Origin of the sequence: Shinella pollutisoli (assembly GCF_024609765.1) — a bacterium.
Classification (GTDB): Bacteria; Pseudomonadota; Alphaproteobacteria; order Rhizobiales; family Rhizobiaceae; genus Shinella; species Shinella pollutisoli.
The window spans coordinates 90141-109640 of record NZ_JANFDG010000010.1; the positions used below are offsets into that span (position 1 = coordinate 90141).

The window sequence follows — 19500 nt, forward strand, 5'->3', positions numbered from 1 at the left end:
GCCGCGCATCCCCGCCCGGAAGGTTCCATGTCGGACGTCGCCCTCAACGTCTTGCCCGTCTTCGCCCTCATCCTCATCGGCTGGCTCCTCGTGCGGACCGGCTATCTCCGGCCGGAGCTCGGCGACGGGCTCGGCGAGTTCGTCTTCCGCGTCGCCGTGCCGGTCCTCCTGTTCCGCACCATCGCGGAGGCGGAGTTCGGCGGCGAATCGCCGGCGCGCATCTGGGTCGCCTATTTCGCCGGCGTCGCCGCGACCTGGACCGTCGGGCATCTCGTGGCGACGCGGCTTTTCCGGCGCGGCCGCCGCATCGGGGTCCTCGCCGGCGTCTCCTCGGCCTTCGCCAACACCGTGTTCATCGGCCTGCCGCTCGTCGCCCGCACGGTGGGCGACCAGGGGCTCGTGGCGATCTCGGTGCTGCTCTCGGTGCACCTGCCGGTGATGATGATCGCCGGAAGCCTGCTGATGGAGCGCGCGGAACGGAAGGAGGGCACGCGTCCGCCGCAGAGCATCCCCATGCTGCTGCGCGGCGTCGCCGTCAGCCTCGCCTGCAACCCGCTGGTGGTCGGCCTCGCCGCCGGCGCCCTGTTCCATCTCGGCGGCGTGCCGCTCGGCGGACCGGTGAAGATCGTCGTCGACCAGCTCGCCGCGGTGGCGGGACCCGTCGCGCTGATCTCCATCGGCATGGCGCTCGACAAGTACAAGGTCGGCGGCAATGCGGGGATCGCCATGGCGATGGCGGCGCTGAAGCTCGTCGTGCTGCCGGGCTCGGTCTATCTCGCCTGCCGGCTCGTCGGCCTCAGCCCCGAGTGGACGGCCGCCATGGTGCTGACCGCCTCCGTGCCGACCGGCATCAACGCCTGGCTGCTCGCCAACCACTTCGGCACCGGCCACGCGCTCGCCTCCTCGACCATCGCGCTCACCACGGTCGCAGGCGTCTTCACCGTGTCCTTCTGGGCCTGGCTGCTCGCCTGAGCGGAAATGAAAAAAACCCGGCGCGAGGCCGGGTTTTCCTGGTCGGTCCGTGGCGGCCGCTTACTGCGCGACCGGCTCCTCGGCGGCGGCGCCCGTGTCGGTCGCGGCGGCGCCCTCGCTGGAAGCCTCCGGCAGCGGCGCCGGATTGTCCGACAGCGTGCGCAGATAGGCGATCAGGTTGGCGCGCTCGTCGTCCTTCTTGAGGCCGGCGAAGCCCATGGCGGTGCCGGGGATGTACTTCTTCGGCGCGGCGAGGAAATGGTTCAGGTGGTCGAAGTCCCAGACGACCTTCTGGCCTTCGGAGAAGGTGACCATGGCGGCCGAATAGCCGAAGCCCTCGTGCGAGGCGATCGGGCGGTTCACGACATCCCAGAGACCGGGTCCGACCTTGTTCGGTCCGCCCTTCTCCGAGGTGTGACAGCTCGCACACTTCTTGAAGACGGCTTCGCCGGCGCTCGCGTCGGCACTCGCCAGCAGCGTGGCGATCGGCACCGCCGCTGCGGCTTCGGCGCCGCCGCCACCGGCTTCCTCGCCGCCCTCGTCCGCCGCGATCATGAAACCTTCCTTCTCGGGAGCGCCCGAATGGAAAATGCCTTCAGATGCGATCGACACGGACATGAGGACGAAAACGGTGCCGAGAAAGGCGCCTACACCCATGTTCACATAAGAGTTCATCCGCAATCGCTCCCCTAGGAACCGGCGCGTACGCCGGCCAGTCTTGAAATCGCGCGGAACCTATGTCTTTTGCTGCTTCGTTGCAACAGTGATTGTAGCCCCCGCACTGAGACCTTTTGACACTTTTCCCGGGGGTTTTGAAGGGCTTCCGATGAATTCCGCCAATTTTGACAAGACGCTCGTGCTCATCCCGGCGCGCATGGCCTCGACGCGGCTGCCCGGCAAGCCGCTGGCCGACATCGCCGGCCGGCCGATGATCGTGCAGGTCGCCCGCCGGGCGCTGGCGGCCGATGTCGGACGCATCGTCGTGGCGGTGGACCACCAGGATATCCTCGACGCGGTGACGGCGGCGGGCTTCGAGGCGGTGATGACCCGCGTCGACCACCAGTCCGGTTCCGACCGCATCCACGAGGCGCTGGCGAAGAGCGATCCGCAGGGCCGCGCCGAGATCGTCATCAACGTGCAGGGGGATCTTCCGACCATCGACGCGGAGACGATCCGCGCGGCGTTGCGCCCGCTGGAGAATGCCGCAACCGACATCGCCACGCTGACGACGGAGATCCACGACGAGGCGGAGAAGACCAATCCGAACGTCGTGAAGGTCGTGGGCTCGCCGATCGGCGGGAGCCGGCTGCGCGCGCTCTATTTCACCCGCGCCACCGCGCCCCACGGTCCGGGGCCGCTCTACCATCACATCGGCCTCTATGCCTATCGCCGCAAGGCGCTGGAGGCCTTCGTGTCGCTGAAGCCCTCGACGCTGGAGAGGCGCGAGTCGCTGGAGCAGCTCCGCGCGCTCGAGGCCGGCATGCGCATCGACGCGGAGATCGTTGACACGGTTCCGCTCGGTGTCGATACTCCCGCCGACCTCGAAAAAGCCCGCGCGATGCTCGCGGCCGACCCCCTCTGAGACGGACCCCGCCATGATCACCAAGACCAACAGGATCGCCTTCCAGGGCGAGACCGGCGCGAACTCCGACATGGCCTGCCGCGACATGTTCCCGGACATGGTGCCGCTGCCGTGCCAGACCTTCGAGGACGCCTTCCTGGCGGTGGAGAACGGCGACGCCGACCTCGCCATGATCCCGATCGAGAACACGATCGCCGGCCGCGTCGCCGACATCCACCACCTGCTGCCGGAATCGCGCCTGCACATCGTCGGCGAGTATTTCATGCCGATCCGCTTCCAGCTGATGGTGCTGCCCGGCGTCACCAAGGACGAGGTGCGCACCGTCCACAGCCATATCCACGCGCTCGGCCAGTGCCGCCGCATCGTGCGGCTGAACGGCTGGAAGCCGGTGATCGCCGGCGACACGGCGGGCGCCGCCAAGCTCGTATCGGAGACCGGCGACCGCTCGATGGCGGCGCTCGCGCCCCGGCTTGCCGCCGAGCTCTACGGGCTCACGATCATCGCCGAGAACGTCGAGGACACGGAAAGCAACGTCACCCGCTTCGTCGTGCTGTCGCGCGAGCCGGCGCCGATCGTCCGCGAGGGCGACGAGACCATCGTCACCACCTTCGTCTTCAACGTGCGCAACATCCCGGCCGCGCTCTACAAGGCGCTCGGCGGCTTCGCCACCAACGGCGTCAACATGACGAAGCTCGAAAGCTACCAGATCGGCGGCAAGTTCTACGCCACGCAGTTCTATGCCGACATCGAGGGCCATCCGGACGACGCCAACGTGCGCCGGGCGCTGGAAGAACTGCGCTTCTTCTCGGAGAAGGTCCGGGTGCTCGGCACCTACCGCGCCCATCCGATGCGCAGCGCCTTCTGAGGCTTGACGATCGTCAATCGATGGAACCATCCCGCCGCGGCGGCCCTTTCCGAGATACATAGGAAAAGGAGACGCCCATGCGGACGATCACTTACATCACCATCCTGGTCTCGATGATGGTCAACGCCGTCGTCTTCGGCGCCGGCACGATCGCCATCCTCTCCGTGCCGGCGCTGAACGAGCAGGCGAAGTACCTGCTGCCGGCCTGGATCGTCGTCACGTTCCTGGTGAGCCCGGTCATCGCCCGGGTGATGGCGCCGGAACTGCGCCTGCGCGAGCATCCCGGCGACCGGCCGGGCTTCGGGTTGCGCTGAACTACCGGATTTCCCAGTCCAGCCAGTCGCGCATCAGCCGGTGGGCGATCGCGCCCTTCGGCGGCGGGGTGGTGGTTCCGGGCGCGGTGCCGATCATGGCATTGCGCTCCAGCATCGCCGCCGTCTCCTCGCGGGTGAACCAGCGGCAATCCTCCAGCTCCTGCTCGTCGCGGCTGACGTCGAAGGAGATCGCCTCGCCGTAGCAGCCGATCATCAGCGAATGCGGCAACGGCCAGGGCTGCGAGGCGTGGTAGCGCACGCGGCCGATGCGGATGCCCGATTCCTCCAGCGTCTCGCGGCGGACGGCGTGCTCGATCGTCTCGCCCGGCTCGACGAAGCCGGCGAGGCACGAATACATGCCCTCCGGGAAATGCGGCGAGCGGCCGAGCAGGCAGAGGTCGCGCTCCACGTCGAGGACGAGCATGATCGCGACCGGATCGGTGCGCGGGAAGACCGTGTGACTGCAGCCCTCGCAGACGCGGCGGTAGCCGCCGATCTCCGAACGCATCGGCGCGCCGCACTTGCCGCAGAAGCGGTTGTTGCCGTTCCAGGTGAGCAGGCTGGAGCCTTGGGCGAACTGGCCGAGCAGGTCGTCGTCGATCATCTGCTGGCGATAGAGCGTGCGGGCGTCCGCCGCCTTCAGCGGCTCCCCCAGGCCGTCCGGGTCGGCACGCACCGGCACGACGAGCCGCGGCTCGCCGTTCTTCAGGTAGCCGAGCAGGATCGCCTCCTCCGGTATCGGATCGAGGCCGGCGAGCTCGTAGGGGGCGAAGAGCGGGTCGACGATCTTCTCGTCGTGCTTGACGACGAGCTTGCCGCCGGCAATGGCGAAGGCGTGCACGTTCTCCGCCCGGAAGGCCTGCTCCAGGCAGTCGGGCGCGCGGTTCTCCGAGCGCCGATCGAGGCTGTTTTCCGCGAATGCGACCATCGTGCTCGGTTCGGGATGCGGGCGGTAGAGATCGAAGAGCGATGGCTTCATGGCTTGAGCGCGTCCAGGATGCGGGCGGCGAGCGCCTTCGTGTCTTCGGTCGAGCGCGGCTCCGCCGTACCGTGGCCCCAGACCGGCCCCGGCCAGTTGGCATCTCCCTCGCTGCGCGCGACGACATGGACGTGAAGCTGGCGCACGATGTTGCCGAGCGCGCCGGTGTTGATCTTCGTCGCCCCCGTGACCGTCTTCAGCGCCTCGGTCACCAGCACGGTCTCGAAGGTCAGCATGGTCTGGTCGAGGGGCGTGAGGTCGAAGACCTCGCTCACGTCCGGGCGCTGCGGCACCAGCACCAGCCAGGGCCAGCGGCCGTCCTTCATCAGGCGCAGTTCGCACAGGCCGATCTTCGTCAGGAAGTCGCTGTCGCGCTCAAGCCGTTCGTCCAGTCGGAATTCGCTCAAGGGGTTCTCCCGCAATGCGTCTTTTTTCACAGCAATTCCGGCAAGAGTGTGCAGCGCTTTTGCATTCGGAATTGTGTCAGGCAAATGAAGTCATGACACGGCTTCCGACCCGGCTCCAACAGTTTTTTCGAGGCCGTGCTTGCATTCGGGGCGAATATTGCCGATATGGAAAGCGGGAGGTTGGTGGTGGACGAGCCACTCGCCAACCGGGTCAGGTCCGGAAGGAAGCAGCCCTAACGAGCCACGGCACGGGTCATCGTGCCAGCCTCCCACCTTTCCGTCCTGTCGGGACAAGAGTTCGATCAACGGCAGGGTCGATGAGCGACGACACACTCCATCCGATGAGCGAGAAACCGGCCGCCTATCGGGTCCTTGCGCGCAAATACCGCCCGAAGGATTTCTCCGATCTCATGGTCGGCCAGGAGCCGATGGTCCGCACGCTGACCAACGCGTTCGAGACCGGCCGCATCGCCCAGGCCTACATGCTGACCGGCGTGCGCGGCGTCGGCAAGACGACGACCGCCCGCATCCTCGCCCGCGCGCTCAACTACAAGACGCCCGAGATCGACCGCCCGACTATCGATCTGCGCATTCCCGGCGAGCACTGCCAGGCGATCATGGAAGGCCGGCACGTCGACGTCATCGAGATGGACGCCGCCTCCCACACCGGCATCGACGACATCCGCGAGATCATCGAGCAGGTGCGCTACCGCCCGGTCTCGGCGCGCTACAAGGTCTACATCATCGACGAGGTGCACATGCTCTCCACGCAGGCCTTCAACGGCCTGCTGAAGACGCTGGAAGAGCCGCCGGAGCACGTGAAGTTCATCTTCGCCACCACCGAGATCCGCAAGGTGCCGATCACGGTGCTGTCGCGCTGCCAGCGCTTCGACCTGCGCCGCATCGGCGCGTCGGATCTCGTCGGCCTGTTTGCCACCATTCTCGGCAAGGAGCGCGTCGAGGCGGAGCCGGACGCGCTCGCCATGATCGCGCGGGCCGCAGAGGGCTCGGCCCGCGACGGCCTCTCGCTGCTCGACCAGGCGATCGCCCACGGCGGCGGCCGGGTGGAAGCGGAGGCCGTGCGCGCCATGCTCGGCCTTGCCGACCGCGCCCGCATCGTCGACCTCTTCGGCCATATCGTGCGCGGCGACGCGGCGGCGGCGCTGGCCGAATTCGCCGGCCAGTACGAGGCCGGCGCGAGCCCGCCGGTGGTGCTGACGGACCTCGCCGACTTCACCCATCTCGTCACCCGCATGAAATACGTGCCGGATGCGGCCGGCGACCAGTCGCTGAGCGAGATCGAGCGCGTGCGCGGGGCGGAGTTCGCCAACTCCGTCGCCGTCACGGCGCTCTCGCGCATGTGGCAGATGCTGCTCAAGGGCATTCCCGAGACGGAATCCGCCAGCCGCCCGGCGGGTGCCGCCGAGATGGTCATCATCCGCCTTGCGCATGCCGCCAGCCTGCCGTCGCCGGAGGAGGCCGCCCGCCGCCTCCTCGAACTGTCGAGCGGCGAGGGCGGCTCCGCGCCGCAGGCGCCGTCCCGCGGCGGCAACGGCGGCCAGTCCTCCGCGCAATCCCCCGTCTCGGCCGTCTCCCGCTCGCCCGATCCCGCGCCGCGCGCCCAGACGGGCGGGGCGAGCGTGACGATGCTGCGGTCGGTACCGCAGGCCGAGCCCGCGCCGGAGCCCGTCGGCCGCATCGAGCCGGCCCCGGCGGAGCCGCCGGCCGTGCCGAAGGTCGCGGTCCGGTCGCTTTCCGACATTTCCGATCTCTGCACGAAGAACCGCGACATCCGCTTGCGTGCGCTCTTGCGCGCCTTCGTGCGGCCCGTGCGCATCGAGCCCGGCCGGCTGGAGATCGGCCTTGCCGACGATGCGCCGAAGACGCTCGTCACCGATCTCTCGAACCGCCTGCAGGAGTGGACCGGCACGCGCTGGATGGTGATTCTCGCCCGCGAGGCCGGCGGGCCGACGCTCGCCGAGGCCGAGGCGAAGGCGCAGGAGGACCGCGTCGCCGACGCGCGGCAGGACCCGGACGTGGCGGCGATCCTCCAGCGCTTCCCGGGTGCGAAGATCACCGACGTGCGCATCAAGGCGCCGGAGACGGGCGACGAGGACGAGGTCGTCGAGGTCGCGGCCGCCGCCGAATCGGCCGAGGGCGACATCCTGCCCGGCGACGACATCGAACACTGACGACATCTCGAAAAGAAGGAGAGGCCGATGCGCGACATCATGGGCATGATGGGCAAGGTCAAGGAAATGCAGGCCAAGATGGAGAAGATGCAGGAGGAGATCGCCGCGCTCGAAGTCTCCGGCACCTCCGGCGGCGGCCTCGTCTCCGTCACGCTTGACGGCAAGGGCAACCTCAAGGGCCTGAAGATCGACCCCTCGCTCTTCAAGGAGGACGACGTCGAGATCCTCGAGGACCTGATCGTCGCCGCCCACAAGGACGCCAAGGACAAGGCGGAAGCCGCCGCCGCCGAGAAGACCAAGGCGCTGACGGCCGGCCTGCCGATCCCGCCCGGCTTCAAGCTGCCGTTCTGATCCGTCAGCCGGTGAGTGCTGCGCGCAGCTTGTCGCTGATGGGGGCTGCGAGGTAGCGCAGGCGGTCGGCGTCCGGGATGTTGCGGCCGTAGGTCCTGAGCAGTTCCGGCATGGTCACGCGCGCTCCCTCGAAACGGTGCCAGGAAACCGGATCGCCCGCCGCCGTCACCCCCTCGCGCAGCACCCGGCAGTAGAAGCCGGGGCGACCGGCCTCCATGAAGCGCCTGGCGAAGCCCGGGTCGCCCATGCGGACCGACAGCGTCGCGCAGGGCGTGCGCGTCGAGGTGACCTCGAGCAGCACGTCCCCTGCCTCGAACCGGTCGCCGACGGCGACATGCCGGCTGTCGACGCCCTCGATCACCATGTTCTCGCCGAGCGTGCCCGGTTCCAGCCGGCGGCCGAGCGTCTCCGACCACCAGTCGAGATCGGCGTCGCCGAGGCCGTAGACCGCCTGCTCCGGCCCGCCGTGGTGCCTGCGGTTGCAGATGGCGTCGCCGATCAGCCCTTCGCGGTCGATCATCAACGGCGCGGTGGTCGGCGTCTTGAAAATGCCGGTCTTGTAGCCTTTGCCGGGAAGGGGCCGGGCGACGGCCGTGCAAAGGGCGAGAAGTCTCGGCAAGCGCGCCTCCTCCGGCGGGTGGATTCCGTTTCTCGAGGATATGGTCTAGATAGCGGCAATGGCAAAACGAGTCACCGGCCCCGAAATCGAAAAACTCATCCAGCTCCTGGCGAAGGTGCCGGGTCTCGGGCCGCGCTCGGCGCGCCGTGCCGCGCTGCACCTCGTCAAGAAGAAGGACCAGCTCCTCGGCCCGCTCGCCGACGCGATGGGCGAGGCGCATCGCAAGGTGCGCATCTGCTCCTGCTGCGGCAATGTCGACACCAGCGATCCCTGCACGGTCTGCACGGACGTCAGGCGCGACCAGTCGGTCATCATCGTCGTCGAGGACGTCTCCGACCTCTGGGCGCTGGAGCGTGCCGGTGCGATGAACGCCGCCTACCACGTGCTTGGCGGCACGCTCTCGCCGCTCGACGGCGTCGGCCCGGACGACCTCAACATCCGCGGCCTCGTCGACCGGGTGGCGAAGGGCGGCGTGCGCGAGCTGATCATCGCCGTCAACGCCACCGTCGAGGGCCAGACAACCGCCCACTACATCACCGACCAGCTCGCCGGCCTCGACGTGAAGATCACGCGGCTCGCCCATGGGGTGCCGGTGGGCGGCGAGCTCGACTATCTCGACGAGGGCACGCTGACGGCCGCATTGCGCGCCCGCACGGCGATCTGAGGAGGAGTTTGACGATGGTCCGGTGGTTGGCGCTTTTCACCCCCCTCTGCCCTGCCGGGCATCTCCCCCGCAAGGGGGAAGATCGAATCGTGGCACGGCCTTCCCGCTTGCCGATCTCCCCCCTTGCGGGGGAGATGCCCGGCAGGGCAGAGGGGGGTATTCTTATGCGCACCCTCGCCGTCATCGCTATTCTCCTTTTCGCAGCCTTCCCCGCCCACGCCGCCTCCAAGGCCGAAGTTGAAAAGCTGTTCCGCACCTGGATCAGCAACGACCTCTGGCCCGCCGCCCAGAAAACCGGCGTCACGGAAAGAACCTTCCGCGCCGCCATGGACGGCGTGCGGCTCAACTGGGACCTGCCCGACCTCGTGCCGCCCGGCTCCCGGCCGAAGGCGGAGCAGGCGCAGAGCCAGGCCGAGTTCTCCTCGCCCGGCGCCTATTTCTCCGAGAAGCGCCTGCAGGGCCTCGCCGCGACCGGTCGCACGCTCGCGAAGAAGCATGCGAAGACGCTCGCCCGCATCGAGCAGAGATACGGCGTGCCGGGATCTATCGTCGTCGCCGTCTGGGGCCGCGAGTCCGGCTTCGGCAGCGCGAAGATCCCCTATTCGGCCGTGGAGGTGCTGGCCACCAAGGCCTTCATGTCGACGCGCAAGGACATGTTCAGGAAGGAGCTGATCGCCGCGCTGCACATCGTCGACGGCGGCGACCGCACGGCGGCGCAGCTGAAGGGATCCTGGGCGGGCGCGCTCGGCCAGCCGCAGTTCATGCCGACGAGCTTCCTGCAATATGCCGTCGATTTCGACGGCGACGGCGTGCGCGATATCTGGAGCTCCGTCCCCGACAGCCTCGCCTCGATCGCCAACTACCTCGCGAAGAAGGGCTGGCAGGCCGGCCGCGCCTGGGGCTACGAGGTGACGATCCCGGCCGGCGTCTCCTGCGCGCAGGAAGGGCCGGACCTCGCCAAGCCGATCTCCGCCTGGGCCGCCTCCGGCATTGCCCGTGTCTCGAAAAAGCCCTTTCCGAAGGGCGAGGCGGATGCGTCGGGCATGATGCTGGTGCCGGCGGGCCGGCACGGGCCGGAATTCATCGTCACGCCGAACTTCTACGTGCTCAAGGAATACAACAATTCCGACCTCTACGCCCTCTTCATCGGCAATCTCGCCGACCGCATCGCCTACGGCAGCGGCGCGTTCCAGGGCGCCTGGGGCGACGTCGGCAAGATGCTGCGCTCGGACGTGCTCGCCATGCAGAAGGCGCTCGTCGCCAAGGGCTACGACGTCGGCAAGGTCGACGGCCTGCCGGGCTTCAAGACGCGCCGCTCGCTCGGCGACTGGCAGGGCAAGGCGGGCCTTGCCGCCACCTGCTATCCCGACGCCTCGCTGAAGGCGAAGCTGCGCTGAAGCTCACGGCACCTCGATCGAGCGCTTGTAGCGCTCGAAGTCGTGGGGCACGATGGTCTGCCGCTCGATCATGCGGTGGACGCGAGGGCCGTCCGCGCCGCGGTGCAGCTGGCGCAGCTTCTCGCCGTTCTCCGCGTCCGCCTGCGTGCGGCGCTGGTTGTGGCGGACATATTCCACCCAGGTCGGCACGTGGTAGGTCTCGGTCCAGACGATCGGGTTCTCCAGGTCGCGCATCAGCGCCCATTGGCCGGCGCCGTCGCGGATGCGGATGCGCCGCCGCTCGGTCATCGCCTCCAGGAAGTCGGGGATGTCCGCTTCGGCGATCTCGTAGTCGATCAGGATGACGATCGGGCCGCTGCGGGGCTTGAGGTCCAGCGGCAGCTCCGGCTCGCTGAAGCGGTTGAGGGGGGCGAGGTCGAGGCTGTCGAGCCCCGGCAGCGCGAAGCGCAGCCCGATCGCGGCACCCGCGACCATCACGACGGCGGAGGCGATGAGCGCCGTTTCCGCGCCGTGCGCTTCGGCGGTCGTGCCCCAGAGCCAGCTTCCCGCGGCGATGCCGCCGAAGACGGCCGTCTGGTAGAGCGACAGCGTGCGGGCCACCACCCAGCGCGGCGTCGAGAGCTGCACCGTCGTGTTGAAGAGCGAGAGCGCCATTACCCAGGAGGCGCCGCAGACGGTGAGCACGAGGCCGGTCACGAGCGCCGAGGAACTGACGGCCGCGACGACCGCGCTCGCCGCGAAGCTCGCGAAGGCGAGCCGGGTGATCGTCTCGCTCGAGAGCTGATCGCGCAGCCACCCGCTGGTGAGCGCGCCGGCGACGGCGCCGAGGCCGAAACAGCCGAGCAGCATGCCGAAGGTGAACGGCCCGCCGGCGACGAGGTCGCGGGCGATCAGCGGCAGCAGCGACAGGATCGAGCTGGTGGAAAGCCCGAAGGCGAAGGCGCGCAGCAGCACCTTGCCGATGTTCGGCGACATCGTGACGTAGCGCAGGCCCGCCGAGATCGCCCGGCCGAAATCCTCGCGCGGCAGCGTGTTGGCCTCCGTCTGCGGCTTCCAGCGGAAGAGCGCGAAGAGGAGGGCGAAGTAGCTCAGCGCATTGACCGCGAAGGCCGCCGCCGCCCCTGCCGCCGCGACGATCGCCCCGCCGATCGCCGGGCCGACGCTGCGGGTGATGTTGAAGCCCATGCTGTTGAGCGAGACGGCGGCGGGCAGGTCGGCGCGCGGCACGAGGTCGCCGACGGAGGCCTGCCAGGCGGGATTGTTGAGCGCGGTGCCGCAGCCGATCAGGAAGGTGAAGGCGAGCAGCAGCCAGGGGGTGACGAGCCCCTGCCAGGCGAACAGGGTGAGCGCCACGGAGACGGCGAACATGAAACACTGCGCCGTCAGCATCAGCCGGCGGCGGTCGAAATTGTCGGCGAGCGCGCCGGCCGCCACCGAAAACAGCATGATCGGCAGCGAGGTCGAGGCCTGCACCAGCGCCACCATGTTGGCCGAGGTGGAGATCGACGCCATCATCCAGGCCGCCCCCACCCCCTGGATCAGGCCGCCGAAATTGGAAACGAGGCTCGCCAGCCAGATCTGGCGGAAGGTTTCGTTTCTCAGGGGAGCGAGGGTGGAGGTCCGGTCCGGCACGTGGTTTCCCGTAATTGCGGGTGGAGATTCAAGGGGTAATGTAGCCTCTGCCGCTGCGCCGGCAAGCGCCGCGGCCGCGTAATTCCCGACCTTGCATTCGCCGGCGGATGGGGCTATATGGGGCTCAAATTCTTGATCGTCAGATGAAGAGTGGGCCCGCAAGGACCCGCTCTTTTTTATTGGTCCGATCGAGCGCATGATGGAAGATCACTTCGGGAGGCCCGCCGTGCCTGACACGCCTGAGACAGAACGCGCCGGCAGCGAGCCGCGGCTGATCGTCGAGACCGGCCTCGACCGCCGCGTCGCCGAGATCATCGAGCCGACGATCGAGCAGATCGGCTACCGGCTGGTGCGCGTGCGGCTGTCGGCGCAGAACGGTGCGACGCTGCAGATCATGTGCGAGCGGCCGGACGGCACCATGACGGTCGAGGACTGCGAGACGGTCTCGATGGCGGTCTCGCCGGTGCTCGACGTTGAGGACCCGATCGACAAGGCGTATCATCTGGAAGTGTCGTCGCCCGGCATCGACCGGCCGATGGTGCGCAAGTCGGATTTCTCGCGCTGGCTCGGCCACCTGGTGAAGGTCGAGACGTCGGTGCTGGTCGACGGGCGCAAGCGCTTCCGCGGCAAGATCGCGGCCGCCGCCGACGAGGGCTTCACCGTCGAGCGGGACCAGCCCGCCTATGGCGAGGAGCCGGTGGTCGTCATCCCGTTTGCGGCCCTTGCGGAAGCCAAGCTGATCCTGACGGACGACCTGATCCGCGATGCGCTGACCGCCGACAAGAAGGCGAAGGCCGCCCAGGCCGCCAACCAGAACGGCGCAGGCGACGAATAGAATTGCGTGCGTACGTTCCGCTCCGAAGGGGCGGAGCGGAGAGGACGGAGAACCGGAGCGGCAGGCCGCTCCCCGCGCCGGCGGCCTTGCCCCGGCCTTGACCATGGAGACTTCAGACAATGGCAGTCAGCGCTAACCGGCTCGAACTTCTGCAGATCGCGGATGCCGTGGCCCGCGAAAAGGTGATCGACCGCGAGATCGTGCTCGCCGCGATGGCCGACGCCATCCAGAAGGCGGCCCGCTCGCGCTACGGCACGGAATCGAACATCCGCGCCGACATCAATTCCAAGACCGGCGAGATCCGCCTCCAGCGCCTGCTGGAAGTGGTCGAGCACGCCGAGGACTACTCGACGCAGATCCCGCTGGAGCTCGCCCGCGACCGCAACCCGGACGCCAAGATCGGCGACTTCATCGCCGATCCGCTGCCGCCGATGGACTTCGGCCGCATCGCCGCCCAGTCGGCCAAGCAGGTGATCGTGCAGAAGGTGCGCGAGGCCGAGCGCGATCGCCAGTTCGAGGAATACAAGGACCGCATCGGCGAGATCGTCAACGGCACGGTCAAGCGCGTCGAATACGGCAACGTCATCGTCGACCTCGGCCGCGGCGAGGGCATCATCCGCCGCGACGAGATGATCCCGCGCGAGAACCTGCGCTACGGCGACCGCGTGCGCGCCTATGTCTACGACGTGCGCCGCGAGCAGCGCGGCCCGCAGATCTTCCTGTCGCGCACCCATCCGCAGTTCATGGTCAAGCTCTTCACCATGGAAGTGCCGGAAATCTACGACGGCATCATCCAGATCAAGTCGGTCGCCCGCGATCCCGGCTCGCGCGCCAAGATCGCGGTCATCTCGAACGACTCGTCCATCGACCCCGTCGGCGCCTGCGTCGGCATGCGCGGCAGCCGCGTCCAGGCGGTCGTCGGCGAGCTGCAGGGCGAGAAGATCGACATCATCCCGTGGAGCCAGGACCCGGCCTCCTTCATCGTCAACGCGCTGCAGCCGGCGGAAGTCGCCAAGGTCGTCCTTGATGAAGATGCCGAGCGCATCGAGGTGGTGGTGCCGGACGAGCAGCTCTCGCTCGCCATCGGCCGCCGCGGCCAGAACGTCCGCCTCGCCTCGCAGCTCACCGGCTGGGACATCGACATCCTGACGGAAGCGGAAGAATCCGAGCGCCGCCAGAAGGAGTTCAACGAGCGCACGGCGCTGTTCATGGACGCGCTCGACGTCGACGAGATGGTCGGCCAGGTGCTCGCCTCGGAAGGCTTCGCCGCCGTCGAGGAGCTCGCCTATGTCGATCTCGACGAGATCTCCTCGATCGACGGCTTCGACGAGGACACGGCGCAGGAGATCCAGACCCGCGCCCGCGAATATCTCGACCGCATCGAGGCCGAGATGGACGCCAAGCGCAAGGAGCTCGGCGTCTCCGACGACCTGCGCCAGATCGACGGCATGACGGGCCAGATGCTGGTCGCGCTCGGCGAGGACGGCATCAAGACGATGGAGGACTTCGCCGGCTGCGCCGTCGACGACCTCGTCGGCTGGACGGAGCGCAAGGACGGCGAGACGAAGAAGTTCGAGGGCCTGTTCTCGAAGCTCGAGGTCTCGCGCGCCGAGGCCGAGGCGATGATCGTGCAGGCGCGCCTTGCCGCCGGCTGGATCACCGAGGAGGACCTCGCCCAGGAGGCGGATGAGGCCGTCGAAGGCTCCGAGCAGGACGCCTGACCGGGCGCCGGCCATGGCCAGGAAGGACGACGGCGTGAACGACCGCATGTGCATCGTGACGCGCGAGAGCGGCGATGCGGACGACCTGATCCGCTTCGTCGCCGGTCCCGACGGCACCGTCGTGGCGGACCTGAAGCGCACGCTCCCCGGACGCGGATGCTGGGTGAAGGCCGACCGCGCCACCGTCGACAAGGCGGTGGCGAAGAAGCTTTTCGCCCGCGCGCTGAAGGCGGGCGTGACGGCGCGGCCCGATCTCGGCGCCGAGGTCGAGCGGCTGATAGCCCTCCATCTCGCCGGCATGGTGAACATGGCGCGCAAGGCAGGCCAGTTCGTCACCGGGGCGTCGAAGGTCGACCAGGCGGTGCGCGGTCTTGCCGCGCTCGCCGTCTTCCATGCCACGGATGCGGCGGACGACGGGGTCAGAAAGATCGACCAGGCGCGCAAGGCTGCGAGCTTCGCGCGCGAGGACGGAATGGAAATACCCTCCTTTCGCCTCTTCTCGGAAGGCGAATGGGAGACGCTTTTGGGCCAGAATGCTTTTATCCATGCCGCGGCGCTTGCAGGGCAGGCGGGTGAGGGTGTAGTGAAGCGCGCAATCATGCTCGAAAAATACCGGGGCGAAAGCCGGGTAGGGGCACATGGCGGCGCTGGCCTGCCGAACCAATGACGCGGTCACCGGCCGGGCGCCGGACGACAGCGCATTGGACGAACACAATTGAACGACGGGGTCTGACGCGTTTCCGGCCCTGATCTTAGGAACGGAACGGAATGACCGACAACAAAGACGACAAGACGATCAGCGTAGGGGGTAAGAAGACCCTGACCCTGAAGCCCTCCGGGGTCCAGCAGGGCATGGTGCGCCAGGACATGGGTCGTGGCCGCACGAAGGCTGTCGTGGTCGAGACGCGCAAGCGCCGCATCAATCGTCCCGAGGACGATCGTCCGGCCTCCGCACCGGTCACGCCGGTCCAGCGCGCGCCCGAACCGCAGCAGAGCCGTCCGGCGCCGCAGCCGCAGCCCGAGCAGGCCCGTCCGCGCGTCGGCGTCGTCCTCAACCAGCTTTCGCCGGACGAGATCGAGGCGCGCCGCCGCGCGCTCGCCGAGGCGCAGATCCGCGACGCCGCCGAGGCCAAGCAGCGCGCCGAGGACGAGGCGCGCCGCAAGGTCGAGGAGGAAGCCCGCCGCAAGGCCGAGGAAGAGGAACGCCTGCGCCGCGAGAAGGAAGAGGCCGAGCGCCGCGTGAGCGAGGCCGCTGAGCCGGCCGCCGAAACCGCGGCCGAGGTATCGGTCGCGCGTCCGGCGGAGGCCCGTCCGCAGCCGGCCCGTCCGGGGACGGCGCCCGCCCCCGCCGCAGCGACGACCGTCGCCCCGCGCGGCCGCCGCGAGGAGGACGAGGACGAAGAGCGTCGCCGTCCCGGTGCCGCCGCCCCGCGCGGCAAGGTCACCCGTCCGGAGCCCGCCAAGGTGCCGGCCCGCCCGAAGGGCGACGACGGCCGCCGCCAGGGCAAGCTGACGCTGACGACTGCCGCCACCGACGAGGACGGCGCCACGCGCGGCCGTTCGCTGTCGGCCATGCGCCGCCGCCAGGAGAAGTTCAAGCGCTCCATGATGCAGGAGACCCGCGAGAAGATCTCGCGCGAGGTCGTGCTGCCGGAGACCATCACCATCCAGGAACTGTCGCAGCGCATGTCCGAGCGCGCCGTCGATGTCATCAAGTTCCTGATGAAGGAAGGCCAGATGATGAAGCCGGGCGACCTGATCGACGCCGACCTCGCCGAGCTCATCGCCGGCGAATTCGGCCACACGGTCAAGCGCGTCTCGGAGTCCGACGTCGAGGAAGGCATCTTCAACGTCGCCGACGACGAGGCCGACCTGGAGTCGCGTCCGCCGATCGTCACCATCATGGGCCACGTCGACCACGGCAAGACCTCGCTGCTCGACGCCATCCGCCACGCCAACGTGGTGGCGGGCGAAGCCGGCGGCATCACCCAGCACATCGGCGCCTACCAGGTCGAGCAGAACGGTCACAAGATCACCTTCATCGACACGCCCGGCCACGCCGCCTTCACGGCGATGCGCGCCCGCGGCGCGCAGGCGACGGACATCGCGATCCTCGTGGTCGCCGCCGACGACAGCGTGATGCCGCAGACGATCGAGTCCATCAACCACGCCAAGGCGGCGGGTGTCCCGATCATCGTGGCGATCAACAAGATCGACAAGCCGACCGCCAACCCGCAGAAGGTCCGCACCGAGCTCCTCCAGCACGAGGTCTTCGTCGAATCCATGGGCGGCGAGACGCTGGACGTGGAGGTCTCGGCCAAGAACGGCACGAACCTCGACAAGCTCCTGGAAGCCATCCTGCTGCAGGCCGAGATCCTCGACCTCAAGGCGAATCCGAACCGGACCGCCGAGGGTGTCGTCGTCGAGGCCCAGCTCGACCGCGGCCGCGGCGCCGTCGCCACCGTCCTGGTGCAGACCGGCACGCTGAAGCCCGGCCAGATCATCGTCGCCGGCGACCAGTGGGGCCGCGTGCGCGCGCTCGTCAACGACAAGGGCGACCACGTCAAGGAAGCCGGCCCGTCGATGCCGGTCGAGGTGCTCGGTCTTTCCGGCACGCCGGCCGCCGGCGACAAGTTCGCGGTGGTCGAGAACGAGAGCCGCGCCCGCGAGATCTCCGAATACCGCCAGCGCCTCGCCCGCGAGAAGCAGGTGGCGCGCCAGGCCGGTTCGCGCGGCTCGCTCGAGCAGATGATGAACCAGCTCCAGTCCTCCGGCATGAAGGAGTTCCCGCTCCTCGTGAAGGGCGACGTGCAGGGTTCGATCGAGGCGATCTCCGGCGCCCTGGAAAAGCTCGGCACCGACGAGGTGCGCGTGCGCATCGTCCATTCGGGCGCGGGCGCCATCACGGAATCGGACATCTCGCTCGCCGAGGCCTCCAACGCCGCGATCATCGGCTTCAACGTCCGCGCCAACGCGCAGGCCCGCTCGGCCGCCGAGCGCGCCGGCATCGAGATCCGCTACTACAACATCATCTACGACCTGGTGGATGACGTGAAGGCGGCGATGTCCGGCCTGCTCTCGCCGGAACGGCGCGAGACCTTCCTCGGCAATGCCGAGATCCTGGAGGTGTTCAACATCACCAAGGTCGGCAAGGTCGCGGGTTGCCGCGTCACGGAAGGCAAGGTCGAGCGCGGCGCTGGCGTCCGCCTCATTCGCGACAACGTCGTCATCCACGAAGGCAAGCTCAAGACGCTCAAGCGCTTCAAGGACGAGGTCTCGGAAGTGCCGGTCGGCCAGGAATGCGGCATGGCCTTCGAGAACTACGAGGACATCCGCGCCGGCGACATCATCGAATGCTTCCGCGTGGAGCATGTGACGCGTACGCTGTAAGCGTCCGGTGATACCCTGATCGCGCGAGCGCCGGACCCATTCGGCGCTCGCGTTTTTTTCAGAGCAATTCCAGAAAAAGTGCGCAGCGGTTTTGCGTTCGGAATTGCGGAAAACGGTCTAGAAGGTGACGACCATGAGCAGAGCCACATCCTCCGCACCCTCGCAACGCATGCTGCGCGTGGGCGAGCAGGTGCGCGCGGCGATCACCCAGGTCCTGCAGCGCGGCGAGGTGCGCGATCCGCTGATCGAGAAGACGGTGATCGCCATTTCCGAGGTGCGCATGTCGCCGGACCTGCGCCACGCCACCGCCTTCGTGACGCCGCTCGGCGTCGCCGACCACGAGAGCGTGATCGAGGCGCTGAACCGCCATGCGAAATATATCCGCGGCCGCCTCGGCCCGCAGCTTCGCCAGATGAAATACATGCCCGACGTCCGCTTCCGCGACGACACGAGCTTCGACAACTACAAGAAGATCGACGAGCTCCTGCGCTCGCCCGACGTGGCGCGCGATCTCCACGCCGAAGACGGCGACGAGCAATAGACCAGGTAATCCATGTCCAGACCCCGCAAACCCAAGGGCCGGCCGGTTTCCGGCTGGCTGATCCTCGACAAGCCGTTCGACTTCGGCTCGACCGAGGCGGTCTCGAAGATCAAGTGGCTCTACAAGGCGCAGAAGGCGGGCCATGCCGGCACGCTCGACCCGCTCGCCTCCGGCATGCTGCCGATCGCGCTCGGCGACGCCACCAAGACCGTTCCCTACGTCATGGACGGCCGCAAGATCTACGAGTTCACCGTGACCTGGGGCGAGGAGCGCACGACCGACGACCTCGAGGGCGAGATGACGAAGTCGTCCGACGCGCGTCCCGCGCAGGAGGCGATCCGCGCCATCCTCGGCCGCTATACCGGCGTCATCCGCCAGGTCCCGCCGCAGTTCTCCGCGATCAAGATCGACGGCGAACGGGCCTATGATCTCGCGCGCGACGGCGAGACGGTCGAGATCCCCTCCCGCGAGGTGGAGATCCACCGCCTGACGCTGATCGGCTGTCCGGACGAGAACACCGCCGCGTTCGAGGTCGAATGCGGCAAAGGCACCTATGTGCGCGCGCTCGCCCGCGACTTCGGCCGCGAGCTCGGCTGCTACGGCCATATCTCCGCGCTGCGCCGCACCTTCGTCGCGCCGTTCGGCGAGGAGGACATGGTGCCGCTCGCCGAGCTGACGGCGCTGGAGGCGATCGAGGACGAGGCCGAACGGCTGGCAGCACTCGACGCCTTCCTGATCGAGACCGGCGAGGCGCTCTCCGACCTGCCGCAGATCGTCGTTACCGACGACCAGGCGCACCGGCTGCGCATGGGCAACCCGATCCTGCTGCGCGGCCGCGACGCGCCCGTCTCCGCCGACGAGGCCTATGCGACCGCGCGCGGCAAGCTCGTGGCGATCGGCGAGATCGGCGGCGGCGAGTTCCGCCCCAAGCGCGTCTTCGCCGGCTGACATCGCCCCGGAACCAATCGCCCCGGACTTGATTTCACCACAAGCGGCGGGCTTTATGGTCCCGCGAGGGTCGCCCCGTGACGGGCGCTGG

At 68.4% G+C, this 19500-nt stretch carries 19 protein-coding genes and 1 other RNA gene; 15 read left to right on the forward strand and 5 right to left on the reverse strand.

The genetic code is table 11. The annotated features are described in order from the left end of the window. Nucleotides 1-27: 27 nt before the first annotated feature. On the forward strand, nt 28-972 hold the full coding sequence (locus NNZ72_RS10275) for an AEC family transporter (RefSeq protein ID WP_257315212.1): 945 nt from the start codon (nt 28-30) through the stop codon (nt 970-972). A gap of 60 nt (nt 973-1032) precedes the next feature. Here the strand turns inward: NNZ72_RS10275 and NNZ72_RS10280 are convergent, their stop codons facing one another. Next, nucleotides 1033-1647, reverse strand: a complete 615-nt coding sequence (locus NNZ72_RS10280; RefSeq protein WP_257315213.1) for a c-type cytochrome — start codon at nt 1645-1647, stop codon at nt 1033-1035. 151 nt (nt 1648-1798) lie between these two features. On the opposite strand from NNZ72_RS10280, the gene NNZ72_RS10285 reads away from it, so the two are divergent. The 3 genes from NNZ72_RS10285 (at nt 1799) to NNZ72_RS10295 (ending at nt 3733) form a co-directional block, all read left to right on the forward strand. Continuing rightward, nucleotides 1799-2554 carry a 3-deoxy-manno-octulosonate cytidylyltransferase gene (locus NNZ72_RS10285; RefSeq protein WP_257315214.1) on the forward strand — a complete coding sequence of 252 codons (756 nt, stop codon included), beginning with the start codon at nt 1799-1801 and terminating at the stop codon, nt 2552-2554. A gap of 13 nt (nt 2555-2567) precedes the next feature. Continuing rightward, the gene (locus NNZ72_RS10290) at nt 2568-3419 is read left to right on the forward strand and encodes a prephenate dehydratase (RefSeq protein WP_257315215.1); all 852 of its coding nucleotides are present in this window, start codon (nt 2568-2570) and stop codon (nt 3417-3419) included. A gap of 77 nt (nt 3420-3496) precedes the next feature. After that, entirely contained in the window at nt 3497-3733 is a 237-nt protein-coding gene (locus NNZ72_RS10295) for a hypothetical protein (RefSeq protein WP_257315216.1), read from the forward strand. Nucleotide 3734: 1 nt separating this feature from the next. Here the strand turns inward: NNZ72_RS10295 and nudC are convergent, their stop codons facing one another. Together nudC and NNZ72_RS10305 are read right to left on the reverse strand one after the other, a co-directional pair. Next, nucleotides 3735-4712: an NAD(+) diphosphatase gene (nudC, locus tag NNZ72_RS10300; protein ID WP_257315217.1), complete on the reverse strand. Its 978-nt coding sequence runs from the start codon at nt 4710-4712 to the stop codon at nt 3735-3737. Continuing rightward, the gene (locus NNZ72_RS10305; RefSeq protein ID WP_257315218.1) at nt 4709-5119 is read right to left on the reverse strand and encodes an HIT domain-containing protein; all 411 of its coding nucleotides are present in this window, start codon (nt 5117-5119) and stop codon (nt 4709-4711) included. Before NNZ72_RS10305 ends, nudC begins: the two co-directional genes overlap by 4 nt. Nucleotides 5120-5294: 175 nt before the next feature. Between NNZ72_RS10305 and ffs the strand changes: the two genes are divergently transcribed. The 3 genes from ffs to NNZ72_RS10320 all read left to right on the forward strand — a co-directional run bounded on the left by ffs (nt 5295) and on the right by NNZ72_RS10320 (nt 7662). Further along, nucleotides 5295-5392, forward strand: an RNA gene (gene ffs, locus NNZ72_RS10310) — signal recognition particle sRNA small type. 44 nt (nt 5393-5436) lie between these two features. After that, nucleotides 5437-7311, forward strand: a complete 1875-nt coding sequence (locus tag NNZ72_RS10315) for a DNA polymerase III subunit gamma/tau (RefSeq protein ID WP_257315219.1) — start codon at nt 5437-5439, stop codon at nt 7309-7311. Between the two features lie 27 nt (nt 7312-7338). Then, nucleotides 7339-7662, forward strand: a complete 324-nt coding sequence (locus NNZ72_RS10320) for a YbaB/EbfC family nucleoid-associated protein (RefSeq protein ID WP_257315220.1) — start codon at nt 7339-7341, stop codon at nt 7660-7662. Between the two features lie 4 nt (nt 7663-7666). Here NNZ72_RS10320 and NNZ72_RS10325 read toward each other — a convergent pair whose 3' ends face one another. Next, a complete protein-coding gene (locus NNZ72_RS10325) occupies nt 7667-8281 on the reverse strand; it encodes an MOSC domain-containing protein (protein WP_257315221.1) in 615 nt (204 codons plus the stop codon). 58 nt (nt 8282-8339) lie between these two features. On the opposite strand from NNZ72_RS10325, the gene recR reads away from it, so the two are divergent. Together recR and NNZ72_RS10335 are read left to right on the forward strand one after the other, a co-directional pair. Continuing rightward, nucleotides 8340-8945 carry a recombination mediator RecR gene (recR, locus tag NNZ72_RS10330; RefSeq protein ID WP_257315222.1) on the forward strand — a complete coding sequence of 202 codons (606 nt, stop codon included), beginning with the start codon at nt 8340-8342 and terminating at the stop codon, nt 8943-8945. Between the two features lie 164 nt (nt 8946-9109). Next, on the forward strand, nt 9110-10342 hold the full coding sequence (locus NNZ72_RS10335) for a lytic murein transglycosylase (RefSeq protein ID WP_257315223.1): 1233 nt from the start codon (nt 9110-9112) through the stop codon (nt 10340-10342). Between the two features lie 3 nt (nt 10343-10345). Here the strand turns inward: NNZ72_RS10335 and NNZ72_RS10340 are convergent, their stop codons facing one another. Further along, the gene (locus NNZ72_RS10340; RefSeq protein ID WP_257315224.1) at nt 10346-11974 is read right to left on the reverse strand and encodes an MFS transporter; all 1629 of its coding nucleotides are present in this window, start codon (nt 11972-11974) and stop codon (nt 10346-10348) included. Nucleotides 11975-12200: 226 nt separating this feature from the next. Here NNZ72_RS10340 and rimP point away from each other — a divergent pair, with 226 nt between their 5' ends. From rimP to truB, 6 genes are all read left to right on the forward strand, one after another. Then, nucleotides 12201-12809 (forward strand): ribosome maturation factor RimP, encoded by a 609-nt coding sequence (gene rimP / locus NNZ72_RS10345; RefSeq protein WP_257315225.1) that lies wholly within the window; start codon nt 12201-12203, stop codon nt 12807-12809. A gap of 119 nt (nt 12810-12928) precedes the next feature. Continuing rightward, nucleotides 12929-14530: a transcription termination factor NusA gene (gene nusA / locus NNZ72_RS10350; RefSeq protein WP_257315226.1), complete on the forward strand. Its 1602-nt coding sequence runs from the start codon at nt 12929-12931 to the stop codon at nt 14528-14530. A 13-nt stretch (nt 14531-14543) separates the two neighbouring features. Beyond that, entirely contained in the window at nt 14544-15197 is a 654-nt protein-coding gene (locus NNZ72_RS10355) for an RNA-binding protein (RefSeq protein WP_257315227.1), read from the forward strand. A gap of 101 nt (nt 15198-15298) precedes the next feature. Beyond that, nucleotides 15299-17920 (forward strand): translation initiation factor IF-2, encoded by a 2622-nt coding sequence (gene infB / locus NNZ72_RS10360; RefSeq protein WP_257315228.1) that lies wholly within the window; start codon nt 15299-15301, stop codon nt 17918-17920. A 133-nt stretch (nt 17921-18053) separates the two neighbouring features. After that, nucleotides 18054-18461 carry a 30S ribosome-binding factor RbfA gene (gene rbfA / locus NNZ72_RS10365; RefSeq protein WP_257315229.1) on the forward strand — a complete coding sequence of 136 codons (408 nt, stop codon included), beginning with the start codon at nt 18054-18056 and terminating at the stop codon, nt 18459-18461. 12 nt (nt 18462-18473) lie between these two features. After that, nucleotides 18474-19409: a tRNA pseudouridine(55) synthase TruB gene (gene truB / locus NNZ72_RS10370; protein WP_257315230.1), complete on the forward strand. Its 936-nt coding sequence runs from the start codon at nt 18474-18476 to the stop codon at nt 19407-19409. The last annotated feature ends 91 nt before the right edge of the window (nt 19410-19500 follow it).

What these genes read in the sequence shown, in the direction of transcription:
- NNZ72_RS10275 (WP_257315212.1), top strand. Translation starts at nt 28, where the DNA reads ATGTCGGACGTCGCCCTCAACGTCTTGCCCGTCTTCGCCCTCATCCTC.
- NNZ72_RS10280 (WP_257315213.1), bottom strand. Translation starts at nt 1,647, where the DNA reads ATGAACTCTTATGTGAACATGGGTGTAGGCGCCTTTCTCGGCACCGTT.
- NNZ72_RS10285 (WP_257315214.1), top strand. Translation starts at nt 1,799, where the DNA reads ATGAATTCCGCCAATTTTGACAAGACGCTCGTGCTCATCCCGGCGCGC.
- NNZ72_RS10290 (WP_257315215.1), top strand. Translation starts at nt 2,568, where the DNA reads ATGATCACCAAGACCAACAGGATCGCCTTCCAGGGCGAGACCGGCGCG.
- NNZ72_RS10295 (WP_257315216.1), top strand. Translation starts at nt 3,497, where the DNA reads ATGCGGACGATCACTTACATCACCATCCTGGTCTCGATGATGGTCAAC.
- nudC (WP_257315217.1), bottom strand. Translation starts at nt 4,712, where the DNA reads ATGAAGCCATCGCTCTTCGATCTCTACCGCCCGCATCCCGAACCGAGC.
- NNZ72_RS10315 (WP_257315219.1), top strand. Translation starts at nt 5,437, where the DNA reads ATGAGCGACGACACACTCCATCCGATGAGCGAGAAACCGGCCGCCTAT.
- NNZ72_RS10320 (WP_257315220.1), top strand. Translation starts at nt 7,339, where the DNA reads ATGCGCGACATCATGGGCATGATGGGCAAGGTCAAGGAAATGCAGGCC.
- recR (WP_257315222.1), top strand. Translation starts at nt 8,340, where the DNA reads ATGGCAAAACGAGTCACCGGCCCCGAAATCGAAAAACTCATCCAGCTC.
- NNZ72_RS10335 (WP_257315223.1), top strand. Translation starts at nt 9,110, where the DNA reads ATGCGCACCCTCGCCGTCATCGCTATTCTCCTTTTCGCAGCCTTCCCC.
- nusA (WP_257315226.1), top strand. Translation starts at nt 12,929, where the DNA reads ATGGCAGTCAGCGCTAACCGGCTCGAACTTCTGCAGATCGCGGATGCC.
- NNZ72_RS10355 (WP_257315227.1), top strand. Translation starts at nt 14,544, where the DNA reads ATGGCCAGGAAGGACGACGGCGTGAACGACCGCATGTGCATCGTGACG.
- infB (WP_257315228.1), top strand. Translation starts at nt 15,299, where the DNA reads ATGACCGACAACAAAGACGACAAGACGATCAGCGTAGGGGGTAAGAAG.
- rbfA (WP_257315229.1), top strand. Translation starts at nt 18,054, where the DNA reads ATGAGCAGAGCCACATCCTCCGCACCCTCGCAACGCATGCTGCGCGTG.
- truB (WP_257315230.1), top strand. Translation starts at nt 18,474, where the DNA reads ATGTCCAGACCCCGCAAACCCAAGGGCCGGCCGGTTTCCGGCTGGCTG.